This window comes from Paracoccus sp. SSJ (assembly GCF_030234105.1).
Taxonomy (GTDB): Bacteria; Pseudomonadota; Alphaproteobacteria; order Rhodobacterales; family Rhodobacteraceae; genus Paracoccus; species Paracoccus denitrificans.
Genome location: NZ_JASSPE010000001.1, coordinates 229,924 through 249,959 on the forward strand (window position 1 = coordinate 229,924; position 20,036 = coordinate 249,959).

Genomic DNA, 20,036 nt, shown 5'->3' on the forward strand with positions numbered 1-20,036 from the left:
TCCCGCCGCGGCCTCACGCCCCAGTCCAGGCCGCCTGCGCCCAGACCGCCGCCAGCCCGGCGGCGAGTGCCAGCGCGCTGAGCCCGGCGACGGTGATCCCGATCCGCCGTCCGCCGACCAGGCCGGCCAGCACCGCCTTGGAGACGGTGTTCACCGCCACCGCGATCAGGATCGCCTGCGCCGCCACGGGAACGGCCAGGTCGCCGCCGCCCAGCCGCGCCATCGAGATCGACACCGCATCCACATCGGCAATGCCCGAGATCGCGGCGATGATCAGCACGCCGACATCGCCATATTGCCGGCGCAGGATCTCGGCCGCCAGCAGCACGGCGGCGATGAAGCCGGCGATCTTCAGCGCCGTGCCCACCGCCAGCGGATTGTTGATCGGCAGGACCGGGCCGGCCTGCGCCTGACGCCGACGCAGCAGGATGGCCGCCGCACCACCGGCCATCACCACCGCCGCCGCCGCCAGCGGCAGGGCCAGATGCCCCAGCAGCGCACGGTTCAGCCCCACGGTGACGACGCCCACGCGGACCAGCATGACGACGCCGGAAATCAGGATGCCTGCGGCCAGCAGCCGGGCCGCGCCGGGCTCGGCCTTGCCCAGCCGGGCGAAGGCCAGCGTGGTCGCGGTCGAGGATGCCAGCCCCCCGGCGGCCGCCATCACCACGATCCCCAGTCGATCGCCGAACACCCGGACCGCGACATAGCCGACAAAGGAAATCCCCGCGATCAGGATCGCCAGCAGCCAGATCTCGCGCAGGTTGACCGCGTCCCAGGGATCGATGCTGCGATCGGGGATGACCGGCAGCAGCAGGAAGGACATCGCCGCCAGCGTCAGGATCGCCCGGATCTCGGCCCAGCTCAGCGCGGCGACCCAGCGGTGCAGATGCTCGCGCCCCGCCAAGAGCAGCGTCATCGCCACGGCGGCGGCAACGGCGGGAACCAGCGGCCCGGTGACGGCCAGCGCCCCCAGCAGAAAGACCAGCATCCCCGCCACCGCCGAGGTGGCGCTGACATCCCGGTCCAGCCGCGATTCCAGCCATTGGAAGGCGGCAAAGACCAGCGCAAAGCCGCAGAACACGATGCCGATCACCACGCCGCCGTAATCCAGCGCCAGGACGCCGGTCGCCCCGCCGGTCAACCCTGCCAGCGCAAAGGTCCGCAGCCCCGCGGCGCGCTGGTGCTCGCGTTCGTCCCGGGTGCGCCAGCCGCGCTCGAGCCCGACCAGCAGGCCGATGGCCAGCGACACGGCAAGGCGACTGAGAACCTGGTCCTGGTGCATCGGCGCATTCTGCCACCGCTTTCAGCGGCTTGCCAGCGCCGCGAGCATCGGCCCGGCGCAAGCTTTCGAGTATTTGGAGAACGGTGAAGGCGCGGAACCCGGCCGGCGGCACTGGACGAACCGCCCGCCTCGCCTGCATGATCGTCTTTCCATACAGCGAGCGTCCAGCATGACCCAGACAGGAACCCTCACCATCCGCGACCTGATCGCGGAAAGCGGCGTCGCCTTCGGCACCAGCGGCGCGCGCGGGCTGGTCAGCGCGCTGACCGACCGGGTGGCCCATGGCTATACCCAGGGCTTCCTGCACTACCTGCGCGAGATCGGCGAATTCGCCCCGGGGACCGCGGTGGCGCTGGCGGGCGACCTGCGCCCTTCGACCCCGCGCATCCTGCGGGCCTGCGCCCAGGCGATCCGCGACACGGGCGGGCAGCCGGTATTCTGCGGCCATGTACCCACGCCCGCGCTGGCGCATTACGCCTTTGGCCGGGCCATCCCCTCGCTGATGGTCACGGGCAGCCATATTCCCGATGACCGCAACGGCATCAAGTTCCACCGCCCCGGGGGCGAGATCCTGAAATCCGACGAAGCCGGCATGGCCCGGCAGGCGCTGGCGCTGGACCCCGCCCGCTTCGGCCCCGACGGCGGGCTGGTCGATGCCGCCCCCCTGCCCGAGCCGCAAGACATTCAGGACGGTTACCTGCGCCGCTATCTGGACTTCTTCGGCAAGGACGCGCTTTCGGGGCTGGTGCTAGGCCTTTACCAGCATTCCGCCGTCGGCCGCGACCTCATCGCCCGCATCCTGCGCGCGCTTGGCGCCGAGGTGCTGCCGCTTGGCCGCTCGGACCGCTTCATCCCCGTCGATACCGAGGCGCTGCGGCCCGAGGACATCGAACTGGCGCGCGGCTGGGCGGCCGAGCACCGGCTGGACGCCATCGTCTCGACCGACGGCGATTCCGACCGTCCGCTTCTGGCCGATCACCGGGGCGAGTGGCTGCGCGGCGACATCCTGGGGCTGATCTGCGCCCGCGAACTGGGCGCGGAATGCGTCGTCACCCCGGTCAGCAGCAATACCGCGCTGGAGCTGAGCGGCGCATTCGCCCGCACCATCCGCACCCGCATCGGCTCGCCCCATGTCATCGCCGCCATGGACGAGGCGGCGTGCGAGACCCTCGGCCCCGTCTGCGGCTACGAGGCGAATGGCGGCTTTCTGCTGGGCAGCGAGATCGTGCGGGACGGCCGGCGCCTCTCGGCCCTGCCGACGCGCGATGCGGTCCTGCCGGTGATCGCGGTGCTGGCGGCGGCCAAGGCGCGGCCGCTGGCCGAGCTTTGCGCCGACCTGCCGCAACGAGCGACCTTCAGCGACCGGCTCAAGGATTTCCCGACCCGGGACTCGCAGGCGATCCTGGCATGGCTGACCTCGGGCAGCGAGGCAGAGAGCCGGGCGCGGATCGAGGCGCAATTCGGCGCGCTGGCCGGCAGGCTGGGGCGGATCGACCAGACCGACGGGCTGCGCATGACCTTCGAGGACGGCGCGATCATCCACCTGCGCCCCTCGGGCAACGCGCCGGAACTGCGGCTTTATACCGAGGCCGAAACCGAGGAAGCCGCCCGGACCCTGAACGCCCGGGCGCTGGCAAGGGTGCGGGAGATGGCGGCCCAACTCGCCTGAACCGCCGCCTTCGCGTCAGGCGGCGGCCGGGGACGGCGGCCGCACCCTTGCCGCAAAGGCGCGCAGCTCGGCATCCTCCAGCGTCTCGCGCTCCAGCAATTCGCGCGAGGATTGCTCCAGCAGTTCGCGATTGGCCTCCAGCAGCGCCACGGTGCGGGCGAAGATGTCGCCGGTGATCTGCTTGACCGCCGCGTCGATCCTTTGCGCCGTCGCCTCGGAATAGCGCCGGCTCAGCCATGAGCCCTGCTCGTTCTCGCCCAGGAAGCCGGGGCGCTCGCTGTCGTAGCTGACATGGCCCAGGTCGTGGTCCATGCCATAGCGCGTGACCATGGCGCGGGCGATGTCGGTCGCCTTGACCAGATCGTCCGCCGCGCCGGTCGAGAGATGGCCGAAGACGATGCTCTCGGCCGCGCGCCCGCCCAGCAGCACGGCGATCTTGTTCTCCAGCTCGTCGCGGGTCATCAGGAAGCGATCCTCGGTCGGGCGCTGGATGGTATAGCCGAGCGCGCCGATGCCGCGCGGGATGATCGAGACCTTGTGGACCACATCGACGCCGGGCAGCGCCATGGCGACCAGCGCATGGCCCATCTCGTGGCAGGCGACGATCTCGCGTTCGCGCGGGTTCAGCAGGCGGTTACGCTTTTCCAGCCCGGCAAGGATGCGCTCGACCGCATGGTTGAAATCGGCCATGGCGACGGAATCGGCACTGCGCCGGGTGGCCAGCAGCGCCGCCTCGTTCACCAGATTGGCCAGGTCGGCGCCGGAAAAGCCCGGGGTCAGCGCCGCGACCTGCTCGACCTCGACATCCGGGGCCAGCCGCACCTTTTTCATATGCACGCGCAGGATGTCGATGCGGCCCTTTTTGTCGGGCTTGTCCACCAGCACCTGCCGGTCGAAGCGGCCGGCACGCAGCAGCGCGGGGTCCAGGATCTCGGGCCGGTTGGTCGCGGCCAACAGCACGACGCCCGACGAGTGGTCGAAGCCGTCCAGCTCGGACAGCAACTGGTTCAGCGTCTGCTCGCGCTCGTCGTTGCCGCCGGTGAACTGGCCCGAGTTGCGGGCGCGGCCAAGCGCATCGAGTTCGTCGATGAAGATGATGGCCGGCGCGCTCTTGCGGGCCTGCTCGAACAGGTCGCGCACCCGGGCGGCGCCGACGCCGACGAACAGCTCGACGAATTCCGAGCCCGAGATCGACAGGAAGGTCACCCCCGCCTCGCCCGCCACGGCCCGCGCCAGCAGAGTCTTGCCGGTGCCGGGCGGGCCGACCAGCAGCACCCCCTTGGGGATGCGCGCGCCAAGGCGGCCATAGCCCTCGGGGTCGCGCAGGAAGGCGATGATCTCTTCGAGTTCGGCCTTGGCCTCGTCCACGCCGGCCACGTCGGCAAAGGTCACGCCGGTTTCCTTTTCCATATAGACCTTGGCCCGGCTCTTGCCGACCTGCATGAAGCCGCCCAGGCCCTGACGCTCGGCAAACTTGCGGAACACGAACATCCACAGCGCCAGGAACAGCACCACCGGCACCACCCAGGACAGCAGCGTGCCGAGCCAGGTGTTCTGCGGCACACCGCTGATCTCGACCCCGGCCTGGTCGATGCGCTCCAGGATCGCCGGATCGACCAGCGTGGTGACGAACTGGTTGCGGCCATCGACCGGGGTGCTGAAGCTGCCGGTGATCCGGTCGCCGCCCACCGCCACGGACGAGATGCGGCCCTGTTGCAGATAGGTTTCGAACTGGCTGTAGCTGATCGGCGCGATGTCGCGCGCGCCGGACACCAGGTCCTGGATCAGGATCACGGCCAGGAAGGCCAGGATCCAATACCAGATGTGGAACTCGGTCCTCTTCTCCATGACATCTCCGTGGCGGCGACCCGCAAGGGCGCCTGGCCGATGGGCGCGCGCGCCGTCGATGTTGCCCGACCGCGCGGCGCCGATCAACTCCGCCCGGAGCGGACGCCGCGTCCGGCAAGCGGCGACCGGGGATCGGAGCCGTTCAGCCGCAGCTGCCGCGCCGCCATTCATGGCGGTTCAGGTCGCGGCAAAAGCCCGCGGCCGCCATCGTGTCCTGGATGGTGAACAGGGGCGCGATCACGGTCGCAGGTCCGCTTTTGCAGGACAGTGCGGCCAGGAACGCCTCGCCGCGCAGGATGGTGACGCCGGCTTCCAGCGGCATGTCCTCGTCCAGCCGGTCGACGCTGTGCCATGCCTCGTAGACATGGCCGTCGTTGCGAAAGGCCACGCTTTCCCAGATCGCCCTGCCGACGCCGCTCCAGGGGGTGGCGGTTCCGGCCGCGAACGTCTCGCGCAGGGTCAGCTTGGGCCGGCCCTTGGGGCCGAAAGCATAGGTGAAGGCCCCCTCGCCCTGAAAATCCCCCGGTTCGATGCAGACCTCGAGATGCCTGCCATCGCCGATGTCGCAGGAAATCAGCGTCTCGGTCCTGCAATCGGCCAGCGCGACGCTTGCCGCAAGGATCAGCACCAGGACAAGCAGGCAGGGAAATGGGCGCATGGTGGTCTCCGCTCATCGCCGGCCCATCTTGCTCTGGACGCTGTCGCCGGCAAGCCTGAATCGGCCCGGCCGGAGAGGTGATCGGGCAACGCCGGCCCTCCGTCGTCGAGACCGGCCCGCCAACGGAGTTGACGCGCCGGAATCGCGTCACTACACGGTCGGGTGACGGTTTCCGATTTCGGAATGAAAAGGGAACGCAGTGCGGACCAGCCGGTCCCATGCTGCGGCTGCCCCCGCAACTGTAGGCGGATAGCCTTTGCCAACGGCCACTGGGTGCGACCCCGGGAAGGCGGCGACAGGCGACGACCCGCGAGCCAGGAGACCTGCCGTCAGCCGTTGTCACGCGTGAACACATCGGGCGGGGTGCCCCGGTGGGTAGCCATCCGTCCGCTGTCAGCGGATAACAGGATGTCGCGTTTGCGGTGACGGTGAAATTGTCGCTGGAGCCACATTCGTGCGCGATCATATCCATTCCCCGTCCGCGCGTCGCGACGCGCAGGACAGCCTGTCCCGCCATGCCATCCGCCGCAGCCGCGGCACGGCGCTTCTATCGGTCTTGCTGGCCGTGGCGGCCCTGCCCGCCTCTGCGCAGCAGGCCGCAACCCGGAACGCCGGCGAGGTAATGCTGGACCCGATCACCGTCAAGGGCCTGTCCCTTGGCTCGGGTCTGGATCTTCGGGCGCATTCGAACGCCGGCAGCCGCCTGGGGCTGAGCGTGTTGCAGACGCCGGCCAGCGTGCAGGTGATCGAGGCCGAAACAATCCGCCAGCGCGGCCAGCGCGACGTCAACCAGGCCATCGTCCAGAACGGGACCGGCATCAGCTTTCACGGATCCCCCGGCAATGGCGGCACCTCGCTCAGCATGCGCGGTTTCAACGGGCACGGGTCGGTGACGCGGCTTTACGACGGCACGCGGCTTTATCCCGCGTCGGGCACCATCTCCTTTCCCTTCGACAGCTGGAGCGTGGAGCGCATCGAGGTCCTGAACGGTCCCTCCTCGGTGCTGTATGGCGAAGGCGCCGTCGGCGGCGCGATCAATATCGTCCCGAAACGGCCCCTGACCGACCGCAGCCGGAACGAGATCCGCGCGACGCTTGGCACGGATGGCCAGCGCGGGCTGGCCTTGGGCAGCGCCGGGCCGATCAACGAGGTCCTGGCCTACAGCATCGATGTCAGCGGCACCGCGTCGGACGGCTGGCTGGATCGCAACGACACGTCCAGCCGCGCGCTGTCGGCAGCGCTGCGCTGGCAGGCGACCGAGGACCTGGCGCTGACCCTGTCGCATGACCATGGCGACAACCGGCCCGGCACCTATTTCGGAACGCCGCTTGTCGATGGCCGGATCGACGAGCGCGTGCGCCGCCGGAACTTCAACGTCGAGGACGCCCTGGTCCGCTACAAGGACAGCTATACGCAGTTGCGGGCCGAATGGACGCCGGCCGACAACGTGACGATCCGCAGCAACAGCTATTACCTGGCCAGCGACCGCAATTGGCGCAATGTCGAGGATTACCTCTATCGACCGGATACGGGCGATGTGCTGCGCCAGTTCTACATCGCGATCAACCACGATCTGGAGCAGGTCGGCAACCGCACCGACGCCACCATCAGCACCACGCCCGGCGGAATGGAAAACACCACGACGATCGGCTTCGACGTGAACCGGATCACGTTCAGGAATACCAACAATTCGCCTTATCCGGGCGAGTCGGTGGTGGATTTCCCGAACCCGCGACCCGGCCTCTTCGGCCCGCATCAGATGGCGACGACGGCTGACCTGACTACCGATCAATATGCGCTGTTTCTCGACAACCGGCTGAAGATCAACGAGCAATGGTCGGTCGTCGGCGGGCTGCGCCATGACAATCTGCGCGTCACCCGCGTCGAGCCCGCCTTCACCCGCAGCTTCGATTCCGTCAGCTGGCGCCTGGGCGCGGTCTACAGCCCGCTGCCGGACGTGGCGATCTATGCCCAGTATTCCCGCGCGGCCGAGCCGATCGGCAATGTCCTGTCGCTATCCCAGTCGCAGGCGGATCTGAAGCTGGCCAAGGCGCGCCAGCAGGAAATCGGGGTGAAATTCGCCTTTCTGGACGGACGCGGCGATGCCACGCTGTCGGCCTATCGGATCGTCAAGAACGACCTGCTGGCCCGCGATCCCGACGATCCGGCGATCACCCGGCAGATCGGCCAGCAAAGCTCGAAGGGGATCGAGGCGGCGGTCGGGTTCGACGTCGCCCCGAACCTGCGCATCGACGTGAACGGCGCGCTGCTGTCTCCGCGCTATGACGATTATGTCCAGTCCGGCGGCGACTATTCCGGCAATCGCCCGCCCAATGCACCGCGCCGCGTCGCCAATATCTGGGGCTCCTGGGCCTTTGCCGAGGACTGGACGGTGCGGGCCGGTGCCCATTACGTGGGCGAGGTGTTCACCAACGACGCCAACACGACCTCGCGCCCGTCCTACACGGTCGTCAATGCCGGGCTGCAATGGGTGCCACGCGACAACATGAGCCTTGATCTCAACATCTACAACCTGACCGACCGGCTCTATGCGACCTCGGGCGGGTCGAACCAGTGGCTGCTGGCTCCGCCGCGCAGCGCGACGCTCGATCTGCGCATCGCCTTCTAGGATGGCGGTGGACCTGAAGGTGCGGGACCTCTGCTGGGGTCCCGATCCGGGCCGGCGGATCATCGAGGCGATCAGCTTCGACGTGTCCGCCGGCTCGACCACGGTGATCGTCGGCGCGAACGGGGCGGGAAAGTCCACGCTGCTGCGCAGCATCTATCGCCGCAACCGCCCGACCGCCGGCCAGGTATGCGCGGGCGGGCGCGACATCTGGCAGATGCCCGCCCGCGATGTCTCGCGCCTGATCGCGGCGGTGCTGCAAGAGATCGCACCGGATTTCGCCTTTACGGTGCGCGAGGTGGTGGCCATGGGACGCATCCCGCATCGCAGCGGCCCGTTTTCGCACAGCATGGGCGACGATGCGATCATCGATCAGGCTCTGGCCGATTTCGAGCTGGCGGATCTCGCCGACCGGCCGTTCAGCGGCCTGTCGGGCGGTGAAAAGCAGCGCGCCCTGCTGGCCCGCGCCATCGTCCAGCAGCCGCGGCTGATCGTCCTGGACGAGCCGACCAACCACCTGGATATCCGCCACCAGCTTGAAATCATCGACATGCTGCGCCGCCTGGACATGACCGTTCTGGTCACGCTGCACGACCTGAACCTTGCGGCGGCACTGGCCGACCAGGTGCTGGTGATGCGCGCCGGCCGCATCTGCGCGCTTGGTCCGCCGCTGGCGGTGCTGACGCCCGATACCATTCGCGCGGCCTTCGATGTCGAGGCCGACATGGACCGCCATCCCCGCACCGGCCGGCCCCGCTTTTCCTTCGATCTGCCGTCCTGAAAGGCCCGACATGCACCGCCTGACGCTTTCCCTTGCCTTCACCGTCCCGCTTCTGGCCGCACAACCTGCGGCGGGGGGCGAGTTTCCGGTCGCCGTGACCAGCTGCGGCCGCGAGATCGCCTTTGACGCAGCGCCCGCCCGCGCCGTCGCCCATGGCTCGAACCTTGTCGAGATCATGCTGGCGCTGGGGCTCGAGGACCGGATGCTGGGCTATAGCGGCCGGATCGAGCGGGTTCGGGCGGCGACCGACCTGTTCCCCGCTGCCGCCAAGCTGCGTCCCCTTCAGCGCGACTATCCGACGCTGGAGATGCTGCTGGAGGAGGGCGCCGATTTCTATTTCGCGGGCTGGAGCTACGGGATGCGCGTCGGCGGAGAGGTCACGCCCGACACGCTCGGCCGCTATGGCATCCCGGTCTACGAGCTGTCGGAATCCTGCATCCGCCTGGGACAGAAGAATCGGCCCGGCTTCGACTATCTGTTCCGTGACCTGGAAAACCTGGCGGCGATATTCGGCGTTCCCGAACGGGCCGAGGCACTGATCGCGGATTATCGCGTGCGGCTGGACCGCGTGCGGGCAAGGCTTGCCGGCAAGACGGACCGCCCGCGCGTCTTCGTCTACGATTCCGGCGACAAGGTGCCCCTCACGGCCGGCGGCTATGCCATGCCCCAGGCCATCATCGACGCAGCCGGCGGCCGCAACATCGCCGAGGATATCGAAAGCAACTGGGTGCGCATCGACTGGGAAACCGTGGCCGAGCGCAATCCCCAGGCCGTGGTGATCGTCGATTACGGCGAGGTCGCGGCCGCGGAAAAGATCGCCTTCATGAAGGAACATCCCGCCTTCGCCCATATCGATGCGGTGCGCGGCGACCGCTTTCTGGTGCTGGGCTATGACGACCTGACCCCCGGCCCCCGCAATATCCACGCGGTCGAGCGGCTGGCCGATTTCCTGCACGGCGAATAGGGGGACGGGATGGGCTTCCTGCGGCGGCATTTCCTTGCGACCTGCATCACCGGGCTGGCGCTCTGCCTGCTTTCGATCACGCTGTCGGTCAGCATCGGCTCGACCCGGATCCCCGCCGGCACGGTCTGGTCGATCGTGCTGCACAAGCTGTCGCTGCTTCCGGTCACGCCGGACTGGAGCGCGGGGCGCGAGAACATCGTCTGGGATCTGCGGCTGCCCCGCGCCCTGCTGGCGGCCACGGTCGGCGCCGGGCTGGGGATCGCGGGGGCGGTGATGCAAGGCGTGACCCGCAATCCCCTGGCCGACCCGCATCTGCTGGGGGTTTCGGCCGGGGCGGGTTTCGGGGCCAATCTGGCGATGCTGGCAGTCGGCAACCTGCTGGGCGTCCTGACCGTGCCGCTTTTCGCCTTTGCCGGCGCGCTGGCGGCGACGGCCATCGTCGTGTCCGTGGCGGGCCTTACCCACAGCACCGGCCCCACGCGGCTGGTGCTGGCGGGACTTGCCGTGTCCTTCGTCATCGCCGCGGGCAGCAACGTGCTGATCATGCTGGCCGATCCGCGCGCGATCAGTTCGGTCGTGTTCTGGATGCTTGGTGGCTTTGGCTTCGCGCAATGGAACAACCTGGCCTTTCCGGCCTTGGCCCTGCTGCTCAGCGGGGCGGTGTTCCTGCGCTGCGCCGAACAGCTGAACGCGCTGACCATGGGGGACGAAAGCGCCGCCACGCTTGGCGTCGACGTGCGGCGGCTGCGGATCGCGATGCTGACGGTCAGCGCCTTCCTGACCGGCGTTCTGGTCGCCTTTTCCGGGATGATCGGCTTCGTTGGGCTGATGATGCCGCATGTCGCGCGGCTTCTGATCGGCGGCGACAACCGGCGGGTCTTGCCGGCCAGCGCCTTGCTGGGGGCGATCTTCCTGGTTCTGGCCGATGTCCTGGCGCGACGGCTGACCGCGCCCAACGACATGCCCATCGGCGTCGTGACCGGGCTGATCGGTGGGTTGTTCTTCATTGTCCTGCTGGCCCGCCAGCGGGGATGAGGAAGGGGTTCTGCCCCTGACCACGCAAGGCGAGCGCACCAACAGCCGCTTCATCAACAACATCGCCATGGAGAGCGAGGATTATTGCGACAGCCGGTCTTTACCCCCGCGGCCATCGGTCGAGCTTTCCCAGTCTCCGCCACGACGAGGACGGTTTTCCCCGCATCAACCATCTGCAGGAGACCTGTTACCACCGCCTGAACCCGGCCATCGGCTGGACGGTGCTGCGGGTCCGACGAGGCTCTGGCGGCGACGTCGCCCTGGTCCCCCGCGGCCACCACCCCTGCGGCACCCCCTGGCTTCGAGCGCTGCTACCTCAACGTCATGGCAGGGCCGCGCAGGAACTGGTGCTTCGTCCCCGCGCCAGAGGTCGAGCATATGATGAAGAAACAACGCGGCCCGGAAACATCCCCTGCGAACCTGTCGGGATCATGCCGGTGCAGCCTTCTTGCAACGCACGGTTGGGCGGCCCTCATTCCCGCCCCCTGGCCTCCGCCGCCGCGCACATCGCCACACCGATCACCCCATCACCCTGCGCGCCCAGGATCTCGCCGGCGCTGCGGATGTCGCGGGTCTCCTTGTTCTGGCTCAGCTTGGCCTTGCCCACCAGGCGGGTGATCTCGATCCTCAGCCCGACGATGGCCTTCAGCATCATGTCGGTGAAGTCGCGCGGCGCATCCCCCATCTTCCAGGGCACCGGCTGCGCGGCCTCGTGCGTCCGGGTCAGCAGGGCGACATTGCGGCGCACGAAGCGCTCGTCGTCATGCACCGTGACCCGGCCATGGGCATGGGCCACGAGATAGTTCCATGTCGGCATCTGGCGGTGATGGTCCTGCTTGCTCGGATACCATTGCGGCGAGACATAGGCATCCGCCTCGCGGAACACGACCAGGACCTCGTCGCCCGTGGAGACATCCTGCCAGACCGGATTGGCGCGCGCGACATGACAGGTCAGGATGCCAGGCCCCGGGCCGCGCTCCAGATGGAAGGGGATGTGGTTGGCGTCGAGTCCGGCCTTGCCCTGCGTGACCAGGACGCCCAGCGGGTTGCGCTCGATCAGGTCGTGCAGGACCGGGATGCGGGATTCCTCGAAATGCGGCGGGACATACATGGCTGGTCCTGTGCGAAAGGGGCCGACATGCCCCGGGCGTTGATTTCCCGATGGGATACCGTCAGTCTGGTTTGTCAGGAACGTCCAGTTTCCAAGAAAAACAATGGTCCAGTTGCGAAAAGACCCCGGCCACCCGCCCGCCATGGGCGCAAGGCAGATCTACGAGGCACTGCGCGAGCAGATCGCCGGCGGCGTCTTCGGGGCCGCGGGGCGCTTGCCCTCGTCCCGCGCGCTTGCCCATGAGCTGGGGGTGTCCAGGACCACGGTCACCGCGGCCTATGAATAGCTCCTGGCCGAGGGTTTCATCGAGGTCCGGCAGGGCAGCCGCGCCCGCGTCGCCCCCGATCTCGCCGAACCATCGCGGCGAAAGGACAGTCCCGGCCATCCCCCGCCGGTCCGGCTGTCGGCCTGGGGCGAGCGCATCCGCCGGTTCCACCCCGCGCCCAGCCATGCCGGAAGCAGGCTGCTGGCCGATTTCCGCTATGGCGACATGGCCGGCGGCGATTTTCCCGCGACCCTCTGGAAGCGCTCCATGTCCGCCGCCATGTCCCGGCAGCCCGAGCGCCTGACCTATGCCGACCCCCGCGGCACGCCGCGGCTGCGCGCCGCGCTGCAAGGCTATCTCTGGCGGGCGCGGCAACTGGTCTGCGAGCCGGACCAGATCGTCATCGTCAACGGCTCGCAGCAGGGGCTCGACCTTTGCGCGCGGCTGATCCTCGATCCGGGCGATGCCTTCGCGATCGAGAACCCCTGCTATGCGATGGCGCGCCAGGTGCTGGCCGGCACGGGGGCGATGCCCTATTCGCTGCCGTTCGGCATGGCGGCATCCATGGCGGGGCTGCTGACCCTGGCCTTTGCGCCGAATTACGGAATGCTGCTTGCCGGCGGCATGATGCTGGGCATCGGCTCGTCCATCTTTCACCCGGAATCCTCGCGGATCGCGCGCCTCGCATCCGGCGGCTCGCATGGCCTCGCGCAGTCGCTGTTCCAGGTGGGCGGCAATTTCGGCTCGGCGCTCGGACCGCTTGCAGCGGCGCTGATCGTCCTGCCGCTTGGCCAGGCCAGCTTGGCCTGGTTCGCGCTTGTCGCCCTGCTGGGCATCGCCGTCCTGACCGGGCTGGGCAACTGGTATCGCCGGAACGGCCACGCCCGGCCCAGCGGCAGGAAGGTGCCGGAACGACATGCCTGGCTCTCGCGACCGCAGGTTTCCCGGGCGATGGCCATTCTGATCGCGCTGCTCTTTTCCAAGTATATCTATCTGGCGAGCTTCACGAGCTATTACACCTTTTACCTGATGGATCGCTTCGGCGTTTCCATCGCAACGGCGCAGATCCTGCAATTCGTGTTCTTCGCCTCGGTCGCTGCCGGCACCATCGCGGGCGGACCCATCGGCGACAGGCTGGGACGCAAGCCGGTCATCTGGGTCTCGATCCTCGGCGTCCTGCCGTTCACGCTGCTTCTGCCCCATGCCGGGCTGGCGGCGACGGTGATCCTCAGCGTGGTGATCGGGCTTCTGATGTCCTCGGCCTTTCCCGCCATCGTGGTCTACGGCCAGGAGCTGATGCCGGGCCGTGTGGGCATGGTCTCGGGCCTGTTCTTCGGCTTCATCTTCGGGATCGGCGGCATCGGCGCCGCCCTGCTGGGTGTCCTGGCCGACCTGAAGGGCATCTCCTTCGTCTTCCTGGTTTGCTCCTGCCTGCCGGTCTTCGGCATCCTCACCGCATGGCTGCCCGACCTGCGCGAACCCGAAGGAAGGTGATGCATCACCCCCTTGCCGCAGCGGTCCCGCCTTCGTTCATCGCGCCCTCCAGGATCGGGATGATCCGTGGGTCCCCCATCTGCGCGACGTTGAAGCGAACGAACGGCGCCGCCGATTGCGAGGCGCTGAAGGCGTTTCCGGGCGCAAGCACGACATTGCGCTCCATGCAGCGCCGGGCGACGACCGCCGAGTCCAATCCATCCGGCAGCCGGCACCAAAGGTAGAAGCCGCCCCGCGGCATGATCCACGGAACGATGCCCAGTTGCGCCAGCCGTTCCGCCACCTCGATCCTCGCATGCGCCATCCGCTGGCGCACATCGTCCATATGCCTGCGATAGCTTCCCCCGGCCAGGATGCCGACGATCAGTTCGGTCGAGACCGGGCTGGGACCGCCGAAACTGGTCGCGACCTGCAGGTCGACCAGGCTTTCGATCCAGTCCGCCCGGGCCGCGATATAGCCGCAGCGCAGCGAGGCCGAGAGCGTCTTGGAAAAGCTTCCGATCCTGATCACCCGCTGGAGGCCGTCGAGGATGGCGAGGCGTGGCGACGGCGTCGGCTCGAAATCCGCGAAGATGTCGTCCTCGACGATGGTCAGCCCGTGGGCGGCGGCGGCACTGAGCACCCGATGCGCGATCTGGGACGAGATGCTGGCGCCGGTCGGGTTGTGCAGCGCGGAATTGGTGATGTAGAGGCGCGGGTTCTCGTCGATCAGCGCCTGCTCGAAGGCGGCAATGTCCGGTCCCACAGGCGTGAAAGGAACGCCGACGATGCGCACCTGATGGGCGCGCAGCAAGGCGTGGAAATTGAAATAGCAGGGATCGTCGACCAGAACCGCGTCCCCCGGACGCAGAAGCAACCGGCAGATCAGGTCGATGGCCTGCGTCCCCGAGCCCGTCAGCAGGATCTGGTCCGCCGTCGCGTTGATGCCCTGATCGGCGAAGCGGGCGATCAGCAGGCGGCGCAGCTCGATCGAGCCCCGCGTGCCGCCGTAATCCGACAGCAGCGCGTCATTGGCGCGGCCGAGCGCCCGCAACCCCTTCCGCAGCGCGGCATTCGGCATCCAGTCGGCCGGAAGCCAGCCGCAGCCGGGCTTCAGGACGGCGGGATCGGCATCGAGCGACTGCCGCGACACCCAGAAAGGATCGATATCGCGTTCGCGGCGTGGCCCCATCTCTGCCAGCGCCATCGGCGGCAGATCGGCGCCGGTGACATAGAAGCCCGAGCCGCGTCGCGCGCGGATGACGCCTTCGGCTTCCAGGCGGGCATAGGCCTCGACCACCGTCGAGGGCGACACGCCCATGGTCCTGGCAAACCCCCGGACCGATGGCAGGCGGTCGCCCGGCACCAGTGCCCGGCTGGCAATCCTCGTGCGGACCGCGCGCATCAGCGCCCCTGTCCGCGTCATGTCGTCATCTGCCACGATCAACTCCCCACAAACTGTATGGGTAATTCATGCCATACGGATCTGGATAATCGTATCGCACTGTTTCTGTCCGCGCGAGCATCAAGGCGCTATGGAACATCCCTGCAAGCAAGGGTGCATGGGCATGAAATCAGCAGGATGGGGCAGCGGCCTGATCGGGGTCATCATCTTCAGCGGCTCGCTGCCGGCCACGCGGGTGGCGGTGGCGGACTTCACCCCGATCTTCCTGACCTCGGCGCGGGCGCTGCTGGCCGCACTGTTGGGCGCAATCTTTCTCGTTGCACTACGCCAGCCCCGGCCCGGGCGCGGGGACATCCTGCCCCTGGCGCTCGTCGCCATCGGCGTGGTCGTCGGCTTTCCCTTGCTGACCGCGCTGGCGCTTCGGCACATCACCGCCGCCCATTCCATCGTCTTCATCGGCCTGCTGCCGCTGGCGACCGCCATCTTCGGCGTGTTGCGCGGCGGCGAGCGTCCGCATGCGCCGTTCTGGGCCTTCTCGATCATCGGCGCGGCGGCGGTCGCGGGCTTCGCCCTGCACGGCAGCGGCGGCGGCACGGTGGCCGGCGACCTGCTCATGGTCGCGGCGGTCGTCGTTTGCGGCCTCGGCTATGCCGAAGGCGCCACCTTGTCGCGCCGCCTGGGCGGCTGGCAGGTCATCTCCTGGTCCCTGATCCTGTCGTTGCCGGTCATGGGCGTCCTGACCCTCGTCACCTGGCCCGACAGCTTCGGCGACGTCACGCTCCCGGGCTGGACCGGCCTCGCCTATGTGTCGGTCTTCAGCATGATGGTGGGATTCATCTTCTGGTATCGCGGGTCTTGCCCTGGGCGGCATAGCCGGCGTAGGGCAATTGCAGCTTCTCCAACCCTTCTTCGGGTTCGTGCTTGCCGCGATCTTCCTCAGGGAGCCCATCGCATGGACCATGATCGCATCGACCGTGATCGTGGTCGCCTGCGTCGCGGGGGCAAGGCGCTTCGCCTGACTTTGCAAAGCAGGTCGCCTGCAATCGTGCCGGCGTTGCCGCCTTCGTCAAATGCTCCGGTAACCCGCCCTGCCCCGATGCCTCAGCGCATCGACAATGATCCTGAAGGCGGGCGAGAACGCCCATTCGCGCTATTTGAGCGAGGACGCCTGCAAGGCCGCGGCCGAGCCGAAGGAGCTGATGATCCTCGAGGGCGCCGATCACGTCGATCTCTACGACCACATGGACGCGATCCCCTTCGACAGCCTGCAATCCTTTTTCGAAGAGCATCTCGCATAGGCGGAAAGGGGTCCGTGCCTGCCCACGCAGCCCGTCGCCGCATTTTCAGGGGACGGCGGGGCCCATGCTGGCGCAGCTCAGCGTCATGCCATCGGGGCGGGACAGGACACGAAGCCCATCGTAGTCGCTGATCGTCGGCACACCCACGCCCTGAGGCGCAGTATGCGGCCCTGCGATACGGATCACCTGCGCCCCCGCAGCCCGCCCGGCCAGCAGACCGGCTTCCGTATCCTCGAAAACCAGGCAGCGGGCGATATCCACGCCCAGAAGCCCGGCCCCCCGGCGATAGCCTTCCGGGTCCGGCTTGCCTTGCGAGACGTCGTCCGAGGTGATCATGAACCGGGGCAGCGGAAGTGCCGCGGCCTCCATGCGGCGCAATGCGAGCTTGCGGCTTGCCGAGGTCACGACAGCCCATCGCTCGTGCGCAAGCGACGCAAGCAGTTCGACAGCGCCTGCGATTGCGACGACCCCATCGACATCCTCGATCTCGCGTGCCTCGACCCAGGCGACCTCTTCATCGATAAGCGCATGCGGCGGGGCGAAACGGCGAACGGTGTCGACGGCGCGGCGGCCGTGCAGATAGGCAAGGACATCGGCGACGGGCACGCCGACACGGCGCGCCCATTCGGTCCAGACCCGCTCGACGACCGGGATCGACGTCAGCAGCGTTCCATCCATGTCGAACAGGAATGCCGCGTAGCTTGCAGGGGCGTGCTTCAATTCCGTCATCCCGCCAGGTTTCTCATTCCTTGTCTGGACCAGTTTGGACCCGATCGCAAATCCCCGCCCCTCCCGGTCATTCCGTATCCATCAACACCTTCATGGCGCCCCGCGGCGTGCCGGCGCCGAAGAGCCTGGCGACCTCGGGCAGCGGCAGCCGGTGGGTGATCAGCCTGCCCAGGCCCGGGCCGCAAGCCTGGATGACCTCCAGCGCCTCGGCGATGTTGTGGTTCAGGGAATGCGTGCCGAACAGCGAAAGCTGGCGGCGGAAGATCTCGAACGGGGAAATCTCGATCCGCGCCGCGGGCGGGCATACGCCGAAATAAAGCATATTGCCGCCATTCGCGGCGTATTCCGGCAGGCGCGCCGCCACCGCGGGCACGCCGGTCGCGTCCACCGCCAGATCGCAGCCATGGCGCAACCGATCCAGCTCGGCCGTGCCCTGGGCCAGAGCGCCAAGGCCGAACTCGGCGGCCATCGCCAGCCGATCCTCGTCCAGATCGACCATGATCGCCTCGGCCCCGCGCTGACGCAGGGCGATGCCCATCAGCATGCCGATGGGTCCGGCGCCAAAGACCAGCGCCCGGTCGATCCGGCGTCCGGCCAGGGGCGACAGGCCGTTCAGCACGCAGCCCATCGGCTCGGCCAACGCCGCCAGCGCCGGGTCCATGCCGGGCGCAGGCACCAGGGCATCGGCCCGCACCACGCAACGCTCGGCAAAGCCGCCGTTGCGGGTGACGCCATAGGCGCCAAGGCTTTCGCACAGGTTGACCCGGCCGGCGCGGCAACCGGGACAGGTGCCGCAACCGATGTTCGGATCGACCACGACCAGATCGCCGGCAGCGAAGCCGGTGACACCCGCGCCCAGGGCCAGCACCTCGCCGGCATATTCGTGGCCCGGCACAAGCGGAAAGGCCGAGGCGCCGTAATTGCCCCGCAGGATCTCGATATCGGTGTGGCAGATGCCGCTGGCGCGGACCGCGATCAGCACCTCGCCCGGACCGGGTTCGGGATCGGCCAGGGTTTCGACGGCTACCTGGCCGCCCTGGCGAAAGACGATGGCTTGCATGTGGATCCCGGATGATGCGGCGGCCCCGACGATCGCCGGAACCGCGAAGGTGAAATCTCAGGCCAGCCAGTTGCCGCCGTCGACGCCGAAGGTCTGGCCGACGATGTATTCGGCCTCGGCCGTGGCAAGAAAGATCGCCATGCCGGTCAGGTCCGAGGCCACGCCCATGCGGCCGAAGGGCACGGCCGCGCCGACCAGCTTTTTCTTCTCGCCCGGCTTCAGGCCCTCGAAGCGGGCGAAATGCTCGTCCACCACGTCCCAATGCTCACCGTCCACCACGCCCGGGGCGATGGCGTTGACGTTGATGCCGTGGCGGATCAGGCCGAGGCCGGCGCTTTGGGTCATGCTGATGACGGCGGCCTTGCCGGCGCAATAGACCGCGACCAGGGGCTCGCCCCGGCGGCCGGCCTGAGATGCCATGTTGATGATCTTGCCGCCCTTGCCGCGGGCGATCATGTGCTTCGCCGCCGCCTGCATGCAGAAGAAGGCACCGGTCATGTTCACCGCCATGACACGGTCGTAATCGGCGCGGGTGACCTCCTCGACCGGCGCGGCGGTGAACAGCGCGGCGTTGTTGACCAGGATATCCAGACGGCCGAACGTGCCGATCACCTCGGCGAATCCGGCGTCGATGCTGTCCTGCCGGGTCACGTCCATCTGCACGGCGACGGCCTGCGGGCCAAGGCTTTCGGCGGCGGCGCGCACGGCGTCGGCATTGATGTCGGCCAGCGCGACGCGGGCGCCCTCGGCGATATAGGCACGGGCGAATTCCAGCCCGATGCCGCGGGCCGCGCCGGTGATCAGGGCGGTTTTGCCTTGCAGTCTCATGTCATGGACCTTCCATCTTCAGAGAAACGATAAATCCGTTCGGGGCGCGGCATCAGCCGCAGCTCGTCGCCGGGGTTCAGCCCGCGTTCGCCGCTGACGCGGACGGTCAGCTCGCCCAACTCGGGACTGTCCACCTTGAGGAAGGTGTCCGATCCCAGATGCTCGGCCAGATGCACCCTGCCCTGCCAGCCGCCCTCGGCGACGATCTCCAGATGCTCGGGGCGGATGCCGATGGTATGGGCACCGTGCCTTGCCGCCTCGGGGCCGGTGACGAAGTTCATCTTCGGGCTGCCGATGAAGCCCGCGACGAATAGGTTCGCGGGCGCGTTGTAAAGTTCCAGCGGGCTGCCGACCTGCTCGATCCGACCGGCATGCAAGACGACGATCTTGTCGGCCATGGTCATCGCCTCGACCTGGTCGTGGGTGACGTAGATCATCGTCGTCTTCAGCTTCTGGTGCAATTCGCTGATCTCGTGGCGCATGGTCACGCGCAGCGCCGCATCAAGGTTCGACAGCGGCTCGTCGAACAGGAACGCCGCCGGCTCGCGCACGATGGCGCGGCCGATGGCGACGCGCTGGCGCTGGCCGCCCGAAAGCTGACCGGGGCGGCGGTCCAGGTAGCCCGTCAGGTTCAGGATGCGCGCCGCGTCCTCGACCTTGCGGTCCTGTTCGGCCTGCGCCATGCCCGCCATCTTCAGCGGAAAGGCGATGTTCCTGCGCACCGACATATGCGGGTAAAGCGCATAGCTTTGGAACACCATCGCCAGCCCGCGCTCGCCCGGCGGGGCGTTGCTGGCCTCGCGCCCGTCGATGACGATATTGCCCGAACTGATGTCCTCCAGCCCGGCGATCAGCCGCAGCAGCGTGGACTTGCCGCAGCCCGAGGGGCCGACGAAGACCACGAACTCGCCGTGGTCGATCTGCAGGTCGATGCCGGGAATGACCTCGGCCTCGCCGAAGGCCTTGCGCACCTTGGTCAGGGTAATCTGTCCCATGTCTAC

At 68.1% G+C, this 20,036-nt stretch carries 17 protein-coding genes, 1 pseudogene and 1 riboswitch; of the genes and pseudogenes, 9 read left to right on the plus strand and 9 right to left on the minus strand.

All coding sequences use genetic code 11. The features are described 5' to 3' along the window. Nucleotides 1–13: 13 nt before the first annotated feature. Entirely contained in the window at nucleotides 14–1,285 is a 1,272-nt protein-coding gene (locus QPR87_RS01100) for an MgtC/SapB family protein (protein ID WP_285047788.1), read from the minus strand. A 169-nt stretch (nucleotides 1,286–1,454) separates the two neighbouring features. Here QPR87_RS01100 and QPR87_RS01105 point away from each other — a divergent pair, with 169 nt between their 5' ends. Beyond that, the gene (locus QPR87_RS01105; protein WP_285047790.1) at nucleotides 1,455–2,954 is read left to right on the plus strand and encodes a phosphomannomutase; all 1,500 of its coding nucleotides are present in this window, start codon (nucleotides 1,455–1,457) and stop codon (nucleotides 2,952–2,954) included. A 15-nt stretch (nucleotides 2,955–2,969) separates the two neighbouring features. On the opposite strand, the gene ftsH is transcribed toward QPR87_RS01105, so the two are convergent. Next, a complete protein-coding gene (gene ftsH / locus QPR87_RS01110; RefSeq protein ID WP_285047791.1) occupies nucleotides 2,970–4,802 on the minus strand; it encodes an ATP-dependent zinc metalloprotease FtsH in 1,833 nt (610 codons plus the stop codon). A gap of 142 nt (nucleotides 4,803–4,944) precedes the next feature. Then, nucleotides 4,945–5,460 carry a hypothetical protein gene (locus tag QPR87_RS01115; protein ID WP_285047793.1) on the minus strand — a complete coding sequence of 172 codons (516 nt, stop codon included), beginning with the start codon at nucleotides 5,458–5,460 and terminating at the stop codon, nucleotides 4,945–4,947. Nucleotides 5,461–5,609: 149 nt separating this feature from the next. Beyond that, nucleotides 5,610–5,805: riboswitch (cobalamin riboswitch) on the plus strand. 109 nt (nucleotides 5,806–5,914) lie between these two features. Between QPR87_RS01115 and QPR87_RS01120 the strand changes: the two genes are divergently transcribed. The 5 genes and pseudogenes from QPR87_RS01120 to QPR87_RS01140 all read left to right on the plus strand — a co-directional run. Next, nucleotides 5,915–8,089: a TonB-dependent receptor gene (locus tag QPR87_RS01120; protein WP_285047795.1), complete on the plus strand. Its 2,175-nt coding sequence runs from the start codon at nucleotides 5,915–5,917 to the stop codon at nucleotides 8,087–8,089. A gap of 1 nt (nucleotide 8,090) precedes the next feature. Further along, complete coding sequence (locus QPR87_RS01125; protein ID WP_011751048.1) at nucleotides 8,091–8,867, plus strand: ABC transporter ATP-binding protein; 777 nt, start codon at nucleotides 8,091–8,093, stop codon at nucleotides 8,865–8,867. A gap of 10 nt (nucleotides 8,868–8,877) precedes the next feature. After that, nucleotides 8,878–9,831: an ABC transporter substrate-binding protein gene (locus QPR87_RS01130; protein WP_285047798.1), complete on the plus strand. Its 954-nt coding sequence runs from the start codon at nucleotides 8,878–8,880 to the stop codon at nucleotides 9,829–9,831. Between the two features lie 9 nt (nucleotides 9,832–9,840). Next, nucleotides 9,841–10,866: a FecCD family ABC transporter permease gene (locus QPR87_RS01135; protein WP_285047800.1), complete on the plus strand. Its 1,026-nt coding sequence runs from the start codon at nucleotides 9,841–9,843 to the stop codon at nucleotides 10,864–10,866. A 10-nt stretch (nucleotides 10,867–10,876) separates the two neighbouring features. Further along, nucleotides 10,877–11,262, plus strand: a pseudogene (locus tag QPR87_RS01140) (5-deoxy-glucuronate isomerase); the annotation flags it as partial. A gap of 76 nt (nucleotides 11,263–11,338) precedes the next feature. On the opposite strand, the gene QPR87_RS01145 reads toward QPR87_RS01140, so the two are convergent. Beyond that, on the minus strand, nucleotides 11,339–11,977 hold the full coding sequence (locus QPR87_RS01145; protein ID WP_285047803.1) for an FMN-binding negative transcriptional regulator: 639 nt from the start codon (nucleotides 11,975–11,977) through the stop codon (nucleotides 11,339–11,341). Nucleotides 11,978–12,080: 103 nt separating this feature from the next. On the opposite strand from QPR87_RS01145, the gene QPR87_RS01150 reads away from it, so the two are divergent. Further along, a complete protein-coding gene (locus tag QPR87_RS01150) occupies nucleotides 12,081–12,263 on the plus strand; it encodes a GntR family transcriptional regulator (RefSeq protein ID WP_285047805.1) in 183 nt (60 codons plus the stop codon). Nucleotides 12,264–12,509: 246 nt separating this feature from the next. Beyond that, nucleotides 12,510–13,736, plus strand: a complete 1,227-nt coding sequence (locus tag QPR87_RS01155) for an MFS transporter (protein WP_285047809.1) — start codon at nucleotides 12,510–12,512, stop codon at nucleotides 13,734–13,736. A 4-nt stretch (nucleotides 13,737–13,740) separates the two neighbouring features. Here QPR87_RS01155 and QPR87_RS01160 read toward each other — a convergent pair whose 3' ends face one another. Continuing rightward, nucleotides 13,741–15,156 carry an aminotransferase-like domain-containing protein gene (locus QPR87_RS01160; RefSeq protein WP_285047811.1) on the minus strand — a complete coding sequence of 472 codons (1,416 nt, stop codon included), beginning with the start codon at nucleotides 15,154–15,156 and terminating at the stop codon, nucleotides 13,741–13,743. Between the two features lie 121 nt (nucleotides 15,157–15,277). On the opposite strand from QPR87_RS01160, the gene QPR87_RS01165 reads away from it, so the two are divergent. Next, nucleotides 15,278–16,549, plus strand: coding sequence for a DMT family transporter (locus QPR87_RS01165; RefSeq protein WP_285047813.1), 1,272 nt, complete (start codon nucleotides 15,278–15,280; stop codon nucleotides 16,547–16,549). Here the strand turns inward: QPR87_RS01165 and QPR87_RS01170 are convergent. From QPR87_RS01170 to QPR87_RS01185, 4 genes are all read right to left on the minus strand, one after another. Continuing rightward, the gene (locus QPR87_RS01170) at nucleotides 16,464–17,147 is read right to left on the minus strand and encodes an HAD-IA family hydrolase (protein ID WP_285047815.1); all 684 of its coding nucleotides are present in this window, start codon (nucleotides 17,145–17,147) and stop codon (nucleotides 16,464–16,466) included. The two genes, QPR87_RS01165 and QPR87_RS01170, sit on opposite strands and share 86 nt — an antisense overlap. Nucleotides 17,148–17,214: 67 nt before the next feature. After that, entirely contained in the window at nucleotides 17,215–18,207 is a 993-nt protein-coding gene (locus QPR87_RS01175; RefSeq protein ID WP_285047818.1) for a zinc-dependent alcohol dehydrogenase family protein, read from the minus strand. Between the two features lie 57 nt (nucleotides 18,208–18,264). Continuing rightward, a complete protein-coding gene (locus QPR87_RS01180; protein ID WP_285047821.1) occupies nucleotides 18,265–19,035 on the minus strand; it encodes an L-iditol 2-dehydrogenase in 771 nt (256 codons plus the stop codon). Continuing rightward, nucleotides 19,032–20,030: an ABC transporter ATP-binding protein gene (locus QPR87_RS01185; RefSeq protein ID WP_285047823.1), complete on the minus strand. Its 999-nt coding sequence runs from the start codon at nucleotides 20,028–20,030 to the stop codon at nucleotides 19,032–19,034. The genes QPR87_RS01180 and QPR87_RS01185 overlap by 4 nt, the downstream gene beginning before the upstream one ends. Nucleotides 20,031–20,036 lie beyond the last annotated feature (6 nt).

What these genes read in the sequence shown, in the direction of transcription:
- QPR87_RS01100 (WP_285047788.1), bottom strand. Translation starts at nt 1,285, where the DNA reads ATGCACCAGGACCAGGTTCTCAGTCGCCTTGCCGTGTCGCTGGCCATC.
- QPR87_RS01105 (WP_285047790.1), top strand. Translation starts at nt 1,455, where the DNA reads ATGACCCAGACAGGAACCCTCACCATCCGCGACCTGATCGCGGAAAGC.
- ftsH (WP_285047791.1), bottom strand. Translation starts at nt 4,802, where the DNA reads ATGGAGAAGAGGACCGAGTTCCACATCTGGTATTGGATCCTGGCCTTC.
- QPR87_RS01115 (WP_285047793.1), bottom strand. Translation starts at nt 5,460, where the DNA reads ATGCGCCCATTTCCCTGCCTGCTTGTCCTGGTGCTGATCCTTGCGGCA.
- QPR87_RS01125 (WP_011751048.1), top strand. Translation starts at nt 8,091, where the DNA reads ATGGCGGTGGACCTGAAGGTGCGGGACCTCTGCTGGGGTCCCGATCCG.
- QPR87_RS01130 (WP_285047798.1), top strand. Translation starts at nt 8,878, where the DNA reads ATGCACCGCCTGACGCTTTCCCTTGCCTTCACCGTCCCGCTTCTGGCC.
- QPR87_RS01135 (WP_285047800.1), top strand. Translation starts at nt 9,841, where the DNA reads ATGGGCTTCCTGCGGCGGCATTTCCTTGCGACCTGCATCACCGGGCTG.
- QPR87_RS01145 (WP_285047803.1), bottom strand. Translation starts at nt 11,977, where the DNA reads ATGTATGTCCCGCCGCATTTCGAGGAATCCCGCATCCCGGTCCTGCAC.
- QPR87_RS01150 (WP_285047805.1), top strand. Translation starts at nt 12,081, where the DNA reads ATGGTCCAGTTGCGAAAAGACCCCGGCCACCCGCCCGCCATGGGCGCA.
- QPR87_RS01155 (WP_285047809.1), top strand. Translation starts at nt 12,510, where the DNA reads ATGTCCGCCGCCATGTCCCGGCAGCCCGAGCGCCTGACCTATGCCGAC.
- QPR87_RS01165 (WP_285047813.1), top strand. Translation starts at nt 15,278, where the DNA reads ATGGGCATGAAATCAGCAGGATGGGGCAGCGGCCTGATCGGGGTCATC.
- QPR87_RS01170 (WP_285047815.1), bottom strand. Translation starts at nt 17,147, where the DNA reads ATGACGGAATTGAAGCACGCCCCTGCAAGCTACGCGGCATTCCTGTTC.
- QPR87_RS01175 (WP_285047818.1), bottom strand. Translation starts at nt 18,207, where the DNA reads ATGCAAGCCATCGTCTTTCGCCAGGGCGGCCAGGTAGCCGTCGAAACC.
- QPR87_RS01180 (WP_285047821.1), bottom strand. Translation starts at nt 19,035, where the DNA reads ATGAGACTGCAAGGCAAAACCGCCCTGATCACCGGCGCGGCCCGCGGC.
- QPR87_RS01185 (WP_285047823.1), bottom strand. Translation starts at nt 20,030, where the DNA reads ATGGGACAGATTACCCTGACCAAGGTGCGCAAGGCCTTCGGCGAGGCC.